This is a genomic window from Novosphingobium sp. FG90, assembly GCF_057808725.1.
Window position 1 is genome coordinate 16,571 of sequence record NZ_JBMDIO010000018.1, and the last position, 14,495, is coordinate 31,065.

13 protein-coding genes are annotated in these 14,495 nt (G+C 68.7%); 8 read left to right on the top strand and 5 right to left on the bottom strand.

Annotation, left to right across the window (positions count from 1 at the left end):
* The first annotated feature begins 63 nt into the window (after positions 1 to 63).
* The 6 genes from ccoG to hemN are packed head-to-tail and all read left to right on the top strand — an operon-like array spanning position 64 to position 5,919.
* Positions 64 to 1,515, top strand: coding sequence for a cytochrome c oxidase accessory protein CcoG (gene ccoG, locus ACODRZ_RS15990; protein WP_488972094.1), 1,452 nt, complete (start codon positions 64 to 66; stop codon positions 1,513 to 1,515).
* Entirely contained in the window at positions 1,512 to 2,075 is a 564-nt protein-coding gene (locus tag ACODRZ_RS15995) for a FixH family protein (RefSeq protein WP_488972093.1), read from the top strand. Before ccoG ends, ACODRZ_RS15995 begins: the two co-directional genes overlap by 4 nt.
* Complete coding sequence (locus ACODRZ_RS16000; protein ID WP_488972092.1) at positions 2,072 to 4,216, top strand: heavy metal translocating P-type ATPase; 2,145 nt, start codon at positions 2,072 to 2,074, stop codon at positions 4,214 to 4,216. Before ACODRZ_RS15995 ends, ACODRZ_RS16000 begins: the two co-directional genes overlap by 4 nt.
* Positions 4,213 to 4,359 (top strand): cbb3-type cytochrome oxidase assembly protein CcoS, encoded by a 147-nt coding sequence (gene ccoS, locus ACODRZ_RS16005; RefSeq protein WP_008832429.1) that lies wholly within the window; start codon positions 4,213 to 4,215, stop codon positions 4,357 to 4,359. Before ACODRZ_RS16000 ends, ccoS begins: the two co-directional genes overlap by 4 nt.
* Positions 4,356 to 4,574 (top strand): hypothetical protein, encoded by a 219-nt coding sequence (locus ACODRZ_RS16010; protein WP_488972091.1) that lies wholly within the window; start codon positions 4,356 to 4,358, stop codon positions 4,572 to 4,574. Before ccoS ends, ACODRZ_RS16010 begins: the two co-directional genes overlap by 4 nt.
* A 31-nt stretch (positions 4,575 to 4,605) precedes the next feature.
* A complete protein-coding gene (gene hemN, locus ACODRZ_RS16015; RefSeq protein ID WP_488972090.1) occupies positions 4,606 to 5,919 on the top strand; it encodes an oxygen-independent coproporphyrinogen III oxidase in 1,314 nt (437 codons plus the stop codon).
* A gap of 3 nt (positions 5,920 to 5,922) precedes the next feature.
* Here hemN and ACODRZ_RS16020 read toward each other — a convergent pair whose 3' ends face one another.
* The 5 genes from ACODRZ_RS16020 to ACODRZ_RS16040 all read right to left on the bottom strand — a co-directional run bounded on the left by ACODRZ_RS16020 (position 5,923) and on the right by ACODRZ_RS16040 (position 11,514).
* Positions 5,923 to 6,195 (bottom strand): PilZ domain-containing protein, encoded by a 273-nt coding sequence (locus ACODRZ_RS16020; protein ID WP_488972089.1) that lies wholly within the window; start codon positions 6,193 to 6,195, stop codon positions 5,923 to 5,925.
* A 298-nt stretch (positions 6,196 to 6,493) separates the two neighbouring features.
* Positions 6,494 to 7,183 (bottom strand): M23 family metallopeptidase, encoded by a 690-nt coding sequence (locus ACODRZ_RS16025; RefSeq protein ID WP_488972088.1) that lies wholly within the window; start codon positions 7,181 to 7,183, stop codon positions 6,494 to 6,496.
* Between the two features lie 142 nt (positions 7,184 to 7,325).
* Positions 7,326 to 8,120, bottom strand: coding sequence for a ferritin-like domain-containing protein (locus tag ACODRZ_RS16030; RefSeq protein WP_488972087.1), 795 nt, complete (start codon positions 8,118 to 8,120; stop codon positions 7,326 to 7,328).
* Between the two features lie 212 nt (positions 8,121 to 8,332).
* Positions 8,333 to 8,803: a peroxiredoxin gene (locus ACODRZ_RS16035; protein WP_488972086.1), complete on the bottom strand. Its 471-nt coding sequence runs from the start codon at positions 8,801 to 8,803 to the stop codon at positions 8,333 to 8,335.
* Positions 8,800 to 11,514 carry a bifunctional [glutamine synthetase] adenylyltransferase/[glutamine synthetase]-adenylyl-L-tyrosine phosphorylase gene (locus ACODRZ_RS16040; RefSeq protein ID WP_488972085.1) on the bottom strand — a complete coding sequence of 905 codons (2,715 nt, stop codon included), beginning with the start codon at positions 11,512 to 11,514 and terminating at the stop codon, positions 8,800 to 8,802. Before ACODRZ_RS16040 ends, ACODRZ_RS16035 begins: the two co-directional genes overlap by 4 nt.
* Positions 11,515 to 11,760: 246 nt before the next feature.
* On the opposite strand from ACODRZ_RS16040, the gene ACODRZ_RS16045 reads away from it, so the two are divergent.
* Both ACODRZ_RS16045 and ACODRZ_RS16050 read left to right on the top strand, forming a co-directional pair.
* The gene (locus ACODRZ_RS16045) at positions 11,761 to 13,500 is read left to right on the top strand and encodes a M28 family metallopeptidase (RefSeq protein ID WP_488972084.1); all 1,740 of its coding nucleotides are present in this window, start codon (positions 11,761 to 11,763) and stop codon (positions 13,498 to 13,500) included.
* Positions 13,485 to 14,477: an agmatine deiminase family protein gene (locus ACODRZ_RS16050; RefSeq protein WP_488972083.1), complete on the top strand. Its 993-nt coding sequence runs from the start codon at positions 13,485 to 13,487 to the stop codon at positions 14,475 to 14,477. The genes ACODRZ_RS16045 and ACODRZ_RS16050 overlap by 16 nt, the downstream gene beginning before the upstream one ends.
* Positions 14,478 to 14,495: the final 18 nt, after the last annotated feature.

Below are 14,495 nucleotides of genomic sequence, written 5' to 3' on the forward strand. Positions count from 1 at the left end.
TGGGTCCCCGCCTTCGCGGGGATGACGGAGAAAAAGGAAGCACTCCCAGGCGGGACAAGTACCATGAACAAGCCCCCCAACATGACCCAGCTCTCGCTCTACGCAAAACGAGAGCCCGTCTTCAATCGCCGCATCGACGGCAAGTTCCGCCGCATCAAGTGGGCGATCATGGCGCTGTGCCTCGCGGTCTACTGGGTAACCCCCTGGCTGCGCTGGGATCGCGGCCCTTACGCCCCCGACCAAGCGGTGCTGATCGACCTCGCCCACCGCCGCTTCTACATGTTCGGCATCGAGATCTGGCCGCACGAGTTCTACTTCGTGGCGGGCCTGCTCATCATGGCGGGGATCGGCCTGTTCCTCGTCACCAGCGCGGTGGGGCGGGCGTGGTGCGGCTATGCCTGCCCGCAGACCGTCTGGACCGACCTGTTCCAGCACGTCGACCGCCTGATTGACGGCGACCGCAATGCGCGGCTCAGGCTCTACAAGGCCCCGTGGGGACCGGCCAAGATCGCCCGGCGGCTGGTGAAGTGGGCGATCTACCTCGCCATCAGCCTCGCCACCGGCGGCGCGTGGATCTATTACTTCGCTGACGCGCCGAAGCTGTGGAGCGCATTCTGGAGCGGCACCGCCGATCCCGTCGCCTACGCCACCGTGGCGATGCTGACCGCGACCACTTTCGTGCTCGGCGGCTTCATGCGCGAACAGGTGTGCATCTACATGTGCCCCTGGCCGCGCATCCAGACCGCGATGACCGACGAGAAATCGCTGACGGTCACCTACAAGGACTTCCGCGGCGAACCGCGCGCCAGCCTCAAGAAATCGCAGAAAGCGCCCGACGTGTTCGGCGACTGCATCGACTGCAACCAGTGCGTCGCCGTCTGCCCCACCGGCATCGACATCCGGCAAGGCCCGCAAGTCGGCTGCATCACCTGCGCCTTGTGCATCGACGCCTGCGACCGGGTGATGCAGGACGTCGGCCGCCCGCGCGGGCTGATCGACTACGCCACGCTGGAGGACAGCGAGCGCGAGAAGGCCGGACAGCCGCCGACGCGCCACCTGAAACTCATCTGGCGCCCGCGCACGCTGGCGTATCTCGCGATATGGGCGGGTATCGGCCTTGCCCTGCTGTTCGCGCTGGGCACCCGCGTTCATACGGGGCTGACCGTCGCCAAAGACCGCAACCCGCCGTATATCCTCATGAGCGACGGCTCGGTGCGCAATGCCTATACCCTGCGCCTGCGCAACATGGAGGGCCGCCCGCGCAAGATGGAGATCGCCATCGTCGGCCTCCCCGGCGCGGCGATGTGGACCGACGACAGCGCCCGCGCCGACGCCGCCCGCATCCTGACCCGCACGATCCCCGCCGACGCCACGCAGGCCTTGCGCGTCTACGTCGTCGTCCCGCCGACGACCGCCGCACAGGACTTCACCTTCCGCGTCACCGCCGAGGGCGAGGCGCGCGAGACCGCCCTATCCGAAGTGACCTTCGACACGCCGCAGGAGGCGACCCCATGACCGTGCAGACCCGCAAATCCTTCAACGGCAGGCATATGACCGCGATCCTCGTCGCCGGGTTCGGCGTGGTGGTGGCGGTCAACGTGACGATGGCGACGCTCGCCAGCACCACCTTCGGCGGGATCGTGGTGGAGAATTCCTACGTCGCTAGCCAGGACTTCAACCGCTGGCTCGATGAGGCGGCGAAGGAGAAGGCGCTCGGCTGGCGGCTGGCAGCGCGGCGCGGGGCCGAGGGCAGGGTGGTGGTGGATCTGGAAGTCGCGCCATCCATCCTTCGATCCTTCGACAAGCTCAGGACTCAGGATGAGCGGGGTGGGAGTAATCGCCCCGCTATAAATCCCGCTCAGGCTGAGCTTGTCGAAGCCCCCGCCGCCCGCACCACGCTCACCGCCATCGCCCGCCACCCCCTCGGCCGTCTCCCCGACATCGCGCTCACCTTCCACCGCGAGGGCGCGCAGTGGATCAGCACGCAGCCGCTGCCCGCAGGCCGCTGGACCCTGCGCTTCGACGTCGAAACCGAAGGCCGCCAATGGCGCACCGAACAGGAGATCGGCGCATGAACGCGATCACGCCCCCGCCTCTGGTTCCCGCCGAAGCCGCTCCGCACATCGACAGCCGCTTCACCGTCCCCGGCATCCGCTGCGCCGGCTGCATCGGCAAGATCGAGCGCGGCCTTGCCCTCGTCCCCGGCGTCGCCTCAGCGCGCGTAAACCTCTCCGCCAAGCGCGTCGCCGTCAGCCATGCCGAGACGCTCGATGCCGAAACGCTGATCGAGGAACTGCGCAAGCTCGGCTTCGAGGCCGAACGCGCCGCCGACAACCCGCTCGCCCGCGGCGATGTGGAGACGAAGCGCCTGATCCGCGCGCTGGCGGTGGCGGGCTTCGGCATGATGAACATCATGCTGTTCTCGGTCTCGGTGTGGTCGGGCACCGACGCGGTGACGCGCGGCATGTTCCACTGGATCAGCGCGCTGATCGGCATCCCGGTGGTGGTCTATTCGGGCCGCCCGTTCTTCGCCTCGGCGTGGATGGCGCTGAAGTACCGGCGCACCAACATGGACGTGCCGATCTCCATCGGCGTGATCCTGGCGACGGGCATGAGCCTCTACGAGACGCTGACCGGGGGCGAGCACGCCTACTTCGACGGCGCGGTGATGCTGCTGTTCTTCCTGCTCGCAGGCCGCACGCTCGACGCGATGATGCGCGGCCGGGCCCGCTCCGGCATCGCCGCCTTGCTCGGCCGCATGGGGCGGGGGGCGCACGTTCTCGGCGAGGACGGCACCGCCCGCTATCTCGAGGCCGACAAGCTGCGCCCCGGCATGACGATGCTGGTGGCGGCAGGCGAAGCGCTCGCCGCCGACGGCGAGGTCGTCGAAGGCCGCACCACCATCGACACCGCGATGCTGACCGGCGAGAGCGCGCCGCGCCCCGCTGCGCCCGGCGACCTCGTCCACGCGGGCACGATCAACCTCGGCAACCCGGTGCGGGTGCGCGTCACCGCGGCCGCGCAGGACACCGCCATCGCCGACATCGCGCGGCTGATGGACGAGGCGGGCCAGTCCCGCTCGCGCTACGTGCGCGTGGCCGACCGCGCGGCGCGGCTCTATGCGCCCGCCGTCCACACCCTCGCGTTCCTCAGCTTCTGCAGTTGGCTGATCGCAGGGGCGAGCGTCTACAAGGCGCTGACGATCGCCACCGCCGTCCTCATCATCACCTGCCCTTGCGCGCTCGGCCTTGCGGTTCCGGCGGCGCAAGTCGTCGCGGCGGGGGCGCTGATGCGGCGGGGCCTGCTCATCAAGGACGGCTCGGCGCTGGAGCGGCTGGCCGAGGCGGATGAAGTGTTGCTCGACAAGACCGGCACCCTGACGCTGGGCGAACCGCGCCCGATCACGCTGGCCATGCTCGGCCCACGCAGCCGCGCCATCGCGCTGGGTCTGGCGCAGGCGAGCCGCCATCCGCTGAGCCGTGGCCTCGCCCATGCGCTGCGCGGCGAGGGTGTCGAGCCCGCACCGGTCGAACTGGTGCGCGAGGCGGCGGGCTCCGGCATGGTCGGGCGCTGCGACGGCGCCGAAGTCGCGCTGCTGCGGCCCGAGGTGGAGACGGACAGCCTTGCGGTGGACCTGCTCGTCGACGGCACCCGGACCCGCATCGCCTTTGCCGACAGCATGCGCCCCGACGTGACCGAGACGCTGGCGGCGATGAAGGCGCAGGGCCTCACCGCCGCGATCGCCTCGGGCGACCGGGTGGAGGCGGTCGGCGGCGTCGCACGCAAACTGGGCCTGTTCGCCACGGCGGCGATGCGCCCGGCGGACAAGCTGGCGCTGCTCGAACGCCGCGCGGCCCTCGGTCATAAGGTGCTGATGGTGGGCGACGGACTCAACGACGGCCCGGCGCTGGCGGGCGCCCACGTCAGCCTCGCGCCCGGCGGGGCGAGCGACGTGTCGCAGCAGGCGGCCGACGGCGTGTTCGTCGGCGAGCGGCTGATGCCGGTGGCGACGGCGGTGAAGGTGGCGCGCGCCACGATGCGGGTGGTGCGCCAGAACTTCGCGATGGCGGTGGGCTACAACGTGCTGGCGGTGCCGCTGGCGATCCTCGGCCACGTCACCCCGCTGGTGGCGGCGCTGGCGATGTCGGGCTCTTCGCTGCTGGTGGTCGGCAATTCGCTGCGGCTGGCCCGCGCGGCAGGAAAGGACGTGCAATGACGATCCTCGGCTTCATGATCCCGTTGTCGCTGGCGATGGGGCTCTGCGCGCTGGGCACGTTCTTCTGGACGATGCGCTCGGGCCAGTACGAGGACATGGACGGCGCCGCCAACCGCATCCTGATCGACGAGGACGCGCCATGACACGGCGCCCGCTCGCGCTGTTCGGCGCGCTGGCGCTGGTCCCGGCGATGGTCGGCCCGCTGCAGGCCGAGGCGCGTGACTTCGTCGCCATGACCTGCGGCGGCGGCGTGGTGAGTGTGCCGGTCCCCGCACCGCCGGGGCCGCCGCAGGGGCCATGTTGCGCCAAGGGCTGCCATTCCGATTCCAAACGCAAGCGGCTTGATCGATCGCAATGACGGCGCGGAGGGATAAGGCAAAGTTGCGGGCATGTGGACCTATCACCCCGAACTGCTGGCGATTCCCGTGCCGCGCTACACCAGCTTCCCCACCGCCGCCGAGTTCGGCGACGGGATAGGCGCGCGCCAGTACGAGGAGGCGCTGGAGCGCACGCAGGGGGATGTATCGCTCTACGTCCACATCCCGTTCTGCGAGAAGATCTGCTGGTACTGCGGTTGCAACACCAGCGTCGCCAACCGCCGCGACCGCGTCGCGAGCTATCTCGATGCGCTCCATCGCGAAATCGACCTCGTCGCCGAACGCCTCCCCACGGGCGCACGGGTGAGCCGGATCGCTTTTGGGGGCGGCAGTCCCAACGGCATCTCCCCGATCGACTTCGTGCGGCTGGTCGATGCGCTGACGCTGCAGTTCGACACGTCGCACCCGGTCACTTCGATCGAACTGGACCCGCGCACCCTCGGCCCCGGGTGGGCGGGGGTGATCGCCTCGGTCGGGATCGAGCGGGCCAGCCTTGGCGTGCAGACCTTTGCACCGCAGTTGCAGCAGGCGATCGGGCGGGTTCAGCCCACGGCGATGATCGAGCAGGCCGTCGCCATGCTGCGCGGCGCAGGCGTGGGGTCGCTGAACTTCGATCTCATGTACGGCCTGCCGGGCCAGACCATAGCGCACCTGACGGACTCGTTGGAGCGCACCGTCGCGCTCGGCGCCGACCGCATCGCGCTGTTCGGCTATGCCCACGTTCCGCACCTGATCCCCCGCCAGCGCAAGATCGATGCGAGCGAACTTCCCGATGCACAGGCGCGCTTCGCGATGGCGGCTTACGGCCATGCCTTCCTGCTCGACCGGGGCTACGTCGCGGTGGGCTTCGACCACTTCGCGCTGCCCGGCGATCCGCTGGCGCAGGCCACGCTGACCGGGCACCTCAAGCGCAATTTCCAGGGCTTCACGGACGATCAGGCGCCGGTCCTGCTGGGGCTGGGCGCTTCGGCGATCGGCGGCCTCCCGGACCTGCTCGTCCAGAACGAGAAGAACACCGGGCGCTATCGCATGATGCTCTCGCAGGACCGGCTGACCGCGACGCGGGGCATCGTGCGCAGCGCCGAGGACCAGCGGCGCGGCGCAGTGATCGAGGCGCTGCTGTGCCAGGGCCGCGCGACTGTGGCGGCGGACTTGTGGCAGGAGGCCGTGCCGCTGCTGCGCCCCTACCTCGAAGCCGGGCTGTGCGAGACGGATGGCGATGACCTCGTGGTGCTGCCGGGGGGGCTGCCTTACGCACGCTCGATCGCGGCGCGGTTCGACCCCTATCGCAAGGATTCGCTGCGGCGCTTCAGTTCGGCGGTGTGAGGTTCACCCCCGCGTATCGAACTCCACCCCGAACAGGTTGCCCTCGCGCCAGCGCACGAGGCCCCAGACCTCGCGGCCGTCTTCCAGCGTGGCGCGGACCACTTCGTTGAGGCGCGGCGGTTCGCCGGAAGCGGCGGCGCTGAGCCCGCGCGAGGAGATGTCGCGCACGATCACTGCGATCCGATGCCCACGCGAATCGGTCAGAGCAAAGCGGGTGCAGCGCCTGCGGCGCCGTTCGCGCAGGATCGGGGTGGGCCGGAAGCGGGACGTGTCCATTTCAGGCCAAGAACGGCCGCGCGGGCAAGAAATTCCGCTGGTTCAGGTGGATTTGACCGCGATCAATGTGAGACACCGCCGCAAGTGCGAAGACCGTCTTGCCGGTCCACCGCACCACCCCATCCGCTCCGGCGGAGCCCCGGTGCGGTAACCGCTTCTCCCCAACTTCAAGGGGCGGCCCACCCTCGTGACGGGCCGCCCTATTTTTTGGCCCATTTTTTTGCCAGCTATCGAACGCAGGCAAAAGAAAAGGCGACCTCGCGGCCGCCTCTTCCTCCTCTCAACAGGAAAACTCTGATCAGTTGGCCGAAGCGAGGCTCGGCTGCTGCATGTAGGGAACCGGGTTCACGGCCTCGCCATTGACGCGCACTTCGTAGTGGAGGTGCGGGCCGGTCGAGTTGCCGGTGGAACCGACGTATCCGATGATATCGCCCTTGTGGACACGCTGGCCGTCGGCGACGTTGAGGCGCGACATGTGGCCGTAGCGGGTCTGCATGTCGCCGCCGTGCTCGAGGCTGACGAACAGGCCGTAGCCGCTGAACCACGAGGCGCGGCTGACGGTGCCGTCTGCGGTGGCGTAGACCGGGGTGCCGGTGGGAGCGGCGAGATCGACGCCCTTGTGGGCGCGGCGGCCGCCGAGAATGGGATGTTCGCGCATGCCGAAGGTGCTGGTCATGCGCTCTTGAGCGAGGGGGTTGCGCGAGGGGATGGCGACGGTGGCGATACCGCCGACCGCTGCCTTGGGCTTGGCGGCGGCAAGGCCGGTTTCCTCATAGTTCTGCCAGGAGCTGAACAGCTGGCTGAACTGCTCGTCCTCACCGCCGGTGACCGACTGGTTCGCGGCCTGGCTGGTGCGCAGGGTGGAGGAAATGTCGGCAGCGGCGGCGCTGCTGTTGGCCATTGCAGGATGCGCTGCAATGGAAAGTCCCGCTGCGACGAAAACGCCGGTCACTGCGCGGAACTTGGCGAAAAATTTCGTTACGACCACTCGCAATACCTTGCTTATCCGCCGTCATTCCGAGGAAAGCGACGCTATTTTGAGCACGCCGAAACCGGTCGCGCCAAGGAGTATGGAGATGGTCGGAACCCCCCGCCGTCTCGCGAATGTGACTTATGCCGTTAGTTTTGACTCAGGCAAGCGCTGTATACAGATCGCGCGACAAACCGGCAGCGAGGCGCGCCGAGTCGTTGAACGGCGGTTTAACCGACCCGTGAAAGTAACGAAAAACCAAGGATTTCCACAGTTCTCCGGGCTCCTCGCCCAACCGTTCGGCGTGCTCGGCGAAATGATTTGCGCCGAATCGAACGTGGGCGATTTCGTCGTCAAGGATGCGTTCGAGGATGCGTGCGCCGCGCTCGTCGCCCATTGTGCGGACCCGCTCGATCGCCGCCGGGGTGACGTCCAGCGCGCGCGCCTCCAGCACCATCGGCACGACGGCGAGGCGGCCGCCGACATCGCCCCGTGTCTCGTGCGCGGCGCTCCACAGCCCGTCATGGGCCGGCAGGGCTCCGTAGTGGCTGCCTTGTGTGCGCAAATGCCTGTCGATCAGGGAAAAGTGCATGGCCTCGTCCGCCGCGACCTTGAGAAAGTCGGACACGAACTGCCGCCCCATCGATTCCCCGAACCGCCCTGCCATGTCGAGCGCGAGATCGATCGCCACGAACTCGATATGCGCGAGCGCGTGCCACAGGGCGATGCGGCCCCGTTCGCCCCCTCCCTTGCGCCGGGGCATCTTGCCGGGCGGCAGCAGTTCGGGCGCGTCCGGACGGCGGGGCGTCTCGGGCATCGCGGCGTCGAACGTGAAGGCGAGCCTCCCGAGCCGCCAGTCGCGCGCGACCTTGCGCGTCGCCATCACCTTGGCGAGCGGATCGCACTCGAGCAGGGCGGCGCGGATGGCGGCGGCGATGGATGGAGCGCTCGGCATTCGGATACTCATGCATTTGCGAGGAGACACGCCGTCACCCTGAACTTGTTTCAGGGTCCATCGTGCGGTTGGTGCCGGAGATGTCATTTCACCAGCGGCCCTCGCGGTTTGCGGCCGCCACCACCGCGCTTGCGGCACGATGGACCCTGAAACAAGTTCAGGGTGACGGGGGTGGGAGGGGGAGGGGAAAGCTGTTCCTCCCCCCGCTTGCGTCACAACGCCTTTGCGGCTTCCAGCACTTTGGCGGCGTGGTCCTTGACCTTCACCTTGTCCCAGACTTGCGCGATGTTGCCGTCCGCTCCGATCAGGTACGTGGTGCGGACCATGCCCATGTAGGTGCGGCCGTAGTTCTGCTTCTCGGTCCAGATGCCGAGCGCGTCGGAGAGGCCGTTTTCCTCGGCGTCGGTCGCCAGTGGGGCCTTGAGGTCGTGCTTGGCGATGAAGTTCTGGTGCTTCTTCGCCGAGTCCTTGCTGACGCCGAGCAGGGCGGTGTTTGCCGCTTCGAACTCGCCCTGCAGCGCGGAAAACTCGATGTTTTCGGTGGTGCAGCCGGGGGTCGCGTCCTTGGGGTAGAAGAACACCACCAGCTTGCGACCGGCGAAGTCGGAGGCCTTCACGCTGCCGCCTTCCGGCGTTTCAAGGGCAATGTCGGGGAACGGGTCGCCGATGTGCGGGCGGGTCATACGTCTATCTCCAGGGTTTCGTCGAAGGCCGCGCGCCAGGCATCCGCGATGTGGCGGCGCGCCGTTGCGAGGCCCGTTTCGAGCGCTTCCCAGTCCCCATAGCCGCATGCGCGCACGAGTGCCAAGCGCGCTGCAGGGCCGGGCACTTGCGCATCGGGCGCCAGCAGCCGTCCGGCGACGAGCAGGCGGGTAAGCGCGTCGTGCGCCTCGACCAGCGCGGCATCGACGAGTCCCGCTACGGCCAGTCCGCGCACCGCCTCGCCGAGATCGGGATCGAGGCCGGGTCCGCGTTCACGCAGCTGGATGAAGTGGACGATGAACTCCAGATCGACCAGCCCGCCGCGCATCAGTTTGACGTCGAGCGGGCCGCCCGGCGGCTTGTGGCGGGCCATCTTCTCGCGCATGTCCAGCACGTCGGCGCGCAGCTTGTTCGCATCGCGCGGGGCGGTGAGGACGGCGTGCACGACTTCGGCCAGCGCCGCGCGGCCTTCGGGCGAGCCGTAGAGCGGGCGGGCGCGGCACAGGGCCATGTGCTCCCACGTCCACGCCTGCTCGCGCTGGTAGGTTTCGAAGCTTTCGAGGCTGGCTGCGGGTGGCCCCTGCTCGCCGGAGGGGCGCAGACGGGTATCGACCTCGAACAATGCGCCTTGTGCGGTCGCGACCGACAGCGCCGAGATCGCCCGCTGCGACAGGCGGTTGTAATAATGCGTGGCGCCCAGCGGGCGGCGGCCGTCCGACTCGCGGCGGAAGTCACCGCTGAACAAGTATACAAGGTCGAGGTCCGAGGCGTGCGTCAGCACTCCGCCGCCCATGCGGCCGAGGCCGAGGATCAGCATCTCGCTCTGCGCGATATGCCCGTGGGTGCCCTCGAATTCCTCGGCGGTGGCGTCGGTAAGGACGACCAGTGCGGCTTCGGCGATGCGGGCGAGGGCGTGGCCGATCGCGACGGGATCGTTGGCGCCCTCGATCAGCTGGACGCCCAGCTTGAAGCGCAGCTCGCCGACCTTACGCCGCACCGCGTCGAGCTTGCGTTCGTAGTCGTCGCCCGCCTCGAACCGCGTCAGTTCGGCGACCAGTTCCGCAACGCTGCCGGGCAGGTCGAAGGCGCTGGCGTCGATCAGCGGGTCGAGCAGGTCGGCGCGGCGGGCGAGGGCATCGGCCAGCGGCGGGGCAAGGCCGAGAATGCGCGCCAGCATCTCGATCAGCGCCGGGCGGGCCTGCAGCAGGTTGAACAGGTTGATGGCGCTCGGCAGGTTGCCGAGCAACTGCTCCCACCGGGCGAGCGCGCGATCGGGTTCGGGCGCGGCGGCAAGCGCGGCGAGGAGGTCCGGGGCGATCGCGACGAACGCCGCCCGCGCGGCATCGGAACGCAGGGCGCGGACCTTGCCGCCGAGCCAGCCCTCGATGCGCTGGGCGACGGCGGCGGGATCGGCGAAGCCCAGTGCTTCGAGGTCCTCGGGCATGGTCGACTGGTCGGGCACCGCGACCGCGCCGGTGGGCGTATTCGCCATGATCAGCGTGTCGTAGCGCTCGCCCACCGCCTCGGTGATGGCGGTGAGTTCGTCGAGCAGGGCCTGACCGCTCGCCATGCCGTCGAGCCGGGCGACCGCCTCGATGCCCTCGGCGGTTTTCGGCAGGCTGTGGGTCTGCTGGTCGTGCTGCATCTGCAGGCGATGCTCGATCGTGCGCAGGCGGTCGTAGTGCTCGCCGAGCAGGCGCGCTTCCTCGGCCGGGACCAGCCCCGCCTCGGCCAGCGCGTCGAGCGTCGCGCGGGTGCCGCGCAGGCGCAGGGCCGGGTGACGGCCGCCGTGGATCAGCTGATGGGTCTGGGCGTAGAACTCGATCTCGCGGATGCCGCCGCGGCCCTTCTTGAGGTCGAAGCCGGGGCCGACTTGCGGGGAGCCGCGCGTGCTGGCGCGAATCTGCGCGGTCAGGCGGCCGATCTCGGCGATGGCGCCGAAGTCGAGGCTGCGGCGCCAGACGAAGGGGCGGATCGCGGCGAGGAACGCCTCGCCCGCCGCGACGTCCCCGGCGCAGGACCGGGCACGGATGAAGGCGGCGCGTTCCCAGGTCAGGGCGGAGGATTCGTAATGGCTCAGCGCGCCTTCGACCGGGATCGCCAGCGGGCTGACTTCGGAGGCCGGGCGCAGGCGCAAGTCGACGCGGAAGACGTAGCCTTCGTGTCCGACGTGCGAGAGGATCTCGACGACCGCGCGGGCGACGCGCTGGGCGGCCTCGCCGGGCTCGTCGCGCTCGCGGCGGGGCAGGAGTTTCGGGTCGAACAGCAGGATCGGATCGATGTCGGAGCTGTAGTTCAGCTCCCCGGCGCCGTGCTTGCCCAGTGCGAGGGCGAAGAAGCCTTTAGGCTCGGCGGGGTCGTAGTCGGGCACGCGGCGGCGGATTCCGGCCACGATCGCGGCGTCGAGCGCCCGGTCGGCGAAGGCGGAGAGGGCACCGGTCACCTCCAGCAGCGGAAACGCGCCCGCAAGGTCGCCGATCGCGAGCGCGAGGCCGAGCGCCTGCTTCTCCCGGCGCAGGGCGGATGCGGTGTCGGCGATGCCTTCTCCGGCCTTGCGGGCCAGCGCGAGGGCGGCCTGACCATCGCCGGCCTGCAGCAGTTCCGTCACGGCGGGCAGGCGATTGAGCGCGTTCGCAAGGAACGGCGCATGGGCGCGGGCGCGGTCGATCGCGCTGGTCCAGTCGGCACTCATGGCGGGCGTTCTGCCCGCGTGTGAGGGGCGGAGCAAGATTTCGTGATCGACAGCATGGGTGATTTGTGCGGATGGGGCTTCGACAAGCTCAGTCTGAGCGGGATTAGAGGGTCTTGCACTACCTCCGCTCACCCTGAGCTTGTCGAAGGGTCAGGCACAGCTTGTCGAAGCCCCATCGTACAGGCCCACCCTTGCCCCCATCCGCGCCGTCTGGCACCTGTGCGCCCGTTCGTCTGGAGGTCCCCCATGAAGCCTTACCTGCCGCTCGTCGCGTTGGCCGCGCTTGGCGTTTCGCTCGCCGCTTCGGCGCAAGTTTCGGCCCGGCCCTTGCCCAAGGGCACCGCGCTGAAGCCGCCCGCCGATGCAGGCGCGCAGCCGGACGTGCCGGTGGACCTGATGAAGGCCGTCACCAAGCGCCTCTCCGCCGACGATTTCGAGGGCCGCGCGCCGAGCACCGCGATCGAGCCCAAGGTGCTCGACTACATCGTCGCCCAGTTCAAGGCGGCGGGCCTGCAGCCGGGCAACAAGGGCCAGTGGCTCCAGCCGGTGCCGACCGTGGAGATCACCGCGAGCGGCTACACGCCGCTCAGGGTTTCCGGCGCGGCGGCGTCGCTCTCGTTCAAGCCGGGCGACGACTATGTCGCATCGAGCTACCGGGTGACGCCGAAGTCGCAGGTGCAGGACAGCGAACTGGTCTTCGTCGGCTACGGCATCAATGCGCCCGAACTCGGCTGGAACGACTATGCCGGCATCGACATGAAGGGCAAGACGGCGGTGATCCTCGTCAACGATCCGGACTATGCGATGGAGGGCGAGCAGGGCCTCTTCAAGGGCCGCCGCATGACCTACTACGGCCGCTGGACCTACAAGTTCGAGGAAGCCGCGCGGCAGGGCGCGACCGCCGCGCTGATCGTGCATGATACGTTCCCGGCGGCTTACGGCTGGAACGTCGTCAACTCCAGCTGGACCGGCGCGCAGTATTCGGTGCAGACCCCGAACGATGCGATGGACCAGACGGTCGCCAACGGCTGGATCCAGAAGCCGGTGGCCGAGGCGATCCTCAAAGCCTCGGGCAAGGACCTCGCAGCGCTGACGAAAGCGGGGCAGACAAAGGGCTTCAAGCCGGTGCCGCTCGGCCTCAAGGTCAGCTTCGGGTTCGATAACGCGATCCGCCGCTCGACGTCCAACAACGTCGTCGGCGTGCTGCCGGGCAAGTCGCGGCCGGACGAGGTCGTGCTCTATTCGGCGCACTGGGACCACCTCGGTCACTGCACGCCGCAGGCAGGCAAGCCGAACGACGACATCTGCAACGGCGCGGTCGACAATGCCGACGGCGTCGCGGCGCTCACCGCCATCGCCAAGATGAACGCGGAGGCCGGGCCTGCCGAGCGCAGCCAGGTCTTCGTGGCGCTGACGCTGGAGGAATCGGGCCTGCTCGGCTCGGAGTTCTACGGCGCCAATCCGATCTATCCGCTCGATCACACCGTCGGCGGGGTGAACATGGACGCGCTGCTGCCTGCGGGCCGCGCGAAGTCCTACACCCAGACCGGCGGCGACAAGTCCGAGCTGGGCGATCTCTATCTCGCTGCGCTGAAGGCGCGCGGGCTGACCGACGTGCCTGAGGATCACCCCGAGCGCGGCGGCTACTACCGCTCCGACCACTTCAGCCTCGCCAAGCGCGGCGTGCCGATGTTCAACGTCGAACGCAGCGGCGATCTGGTCGAGGGCGGCACGGCGGCGGGCGAGAAGGCCGCGCAGGACTATACCGACAACCGCTACCACGCCCCGGCCGACGAATACTCGGAAAACTGGGACTGGAGCGGTATCACCCAGGACGTCGAACTGTTCTACGACCTCGGCCGCACGCTGGCGGACGGCACGATGTGGCCGAACTGGCGGGCAGGCGACGAATTCCGCGCGATCCGCGATAAGGCCATCCACAACAGGGACTGCGCCGCTGCAACCAAGGGATGCAACACCAAGTGACTTTCACTCTCCCCCCCGAATGGGCCGCGCAGGACTGGCTGTGGATCGGATTCCCGCATGATCCGGTCGAGTGGCCCGGCTTCCTCGAACGCGCGCAGGAACAGATGGCGGACTTTGCCAGCGCCGTCGCCGAGAGCGGGCAGGAAGTGCGCCTGATTGTGCGCGACGAGGCGAATCGCGCCCGTGCGTCGGAACTGGCGTCGGACAAGGTGAAGCTGGAAACCCGCCGCTACGGTGACGTCTGGTTGCGGGATACCGGGCCGCTGGTGGTCGCTGACGCTCACGGTAACCGCAAGGGCATGCGCTTCGGCTTCAACGGTTGGGGCGGCAAGTACCTGATGGACGGCGATCAGGAGATCGGCGAGGAACTGGCGCGCGATGCCGGGCTCGAGGTCGAAATGGCGGACTGGATTCTCGAAGGCGGCGCGATCGACGGCGACGGCACCGGTCTGGTGGCGGTGACCGAGCAGGTCTTCCTCAACCCCAACCGCAATCCGCACCTCACCCGCGCCGACCTCGACATGCGGCTGCAGCGTGATCTCGGCTATGATCGGGTGCTGTGGCTGGGCGATGGCCTCATCAACGACCATACCGACGGTCACGTCGACAACCTCGCCCGCTTTGTGGCGCCGAACCTGCTGGCTGTCCCCCGCGCCACCGGCAAGGACGATCCCAACGCCGCGATCTACGCTGATGCCAAGGCGCGGGCCGAGGCGATGGGCGTCAAGGTCGCCGAAGTGCCCTCGCCGGGCCGGGTCGAGACCGATGGCCGGGTCGAGCCTGCCAGCTACATGAACTTCGCGATTACCTCGAAGCTGGTGGTCGTGCCGATCTACGGCACCGAACACGACGAAGAAGGCGTCGCCGCGATCGCCGCGCTGTTCCCGGACCGCGACACCGTCGGCATCATGGCCGACGCGGTGCTGGCGGGTGGCGGTTCGTTCCACTGTTCCAGCCAGCAGATGCCTTCGGTTTAAGGCCGGGTCTTTCCCAGT

Excerpts from the sequence above, each read along its gene's own strand:
- ccoG (WP_488972094.1), top strand. The coding sequence starts at position 64 with ATGAACAAGCCCCCCAACATGACCCAGCTCTCGCTCTACGCAAAACGA.
- ACODRZ_RS15995 (WP_488972093.1), top strand. The coding sequence starts at position 1,512 with ATGACCGTGCAGACCCGCAAATCCTTCAACGGCAGGCATATGACCGCG.
- ACODRZ_RS16000 (WP_488972092.1), top strand. The coding sequence starts at position 2,072 with ATGAACGCGATCACGCCCCCGCCTCTGGTTCCCGCCGAAGCCGCTCCG.
- ccoS (WP_008832429.1), top strand. The coding sequence starts at position 4,213 with ATGACGATCCTCGGCTTCATGATCCCGTTGTCGCTGGCGATGGGGCTC.
- ACODRZ_RS16010 (WP_488972091.1), top strand. The coding sequence starts at position 4,356 with ATGACACGGCGCCCGCTCGCGCTGTTCGGCGCGCTGGCGCTGGTCCCG.
- hemN (WP_488972090.1), top strand. The coding sequence starts at position 4,606 with ATGTGGACCTATCACCCCGAACTGCTGGCGATTCCCGTGCCGCGCTAC.
- ACODRZ_RS16020 (WP_488972089.1), bottom strand. The coding sequence starts at position 6,195 with ATGGACACGTCCCGCTTCCGGCCCACCCCGATCCTGCGCGAACGGCGC.
- ACODRZ_RS16030 (WP_488972087.1), bottom strand. The coding sequence starts at position 8,120 with ATGCCGAGCGCTCCATCCATCGCCGCCGCCATCCGCGCCGCCCTGCTC.
- ACODRZ_RS16035 (WP_488972086.1), bottom strand. The coding sequence starts at position 8,803 with ATGACCCGCCCGCACATCGGCGACCCGTTCCCCGACATTGCCCTTGAA.
- ACODRZ_RS16040 (WP_488972085.1), bottom strand. The coding sequence starts at position 11,514 with ATGAGTGCCGACTGGACCAGCGCGATCGACCGCGCCCGCGCCCATGCG.
- ACODRZ_RS16045 (WP_488972084.1), top strand. The coding sequence starts at position 11,761 with ATGAAGCCTTACCTGCCGCTCGTCGCGTTGGCCGCGCTTGGCGTTTCG.
- ACODRZ_RS16050 (WP_488972083.1), top strand. The coding sequence starts at position 13,485 with ATGCAACACCAAGTGACTTTCACTCTCCCCCCCGAATGGGCCGCGCAG.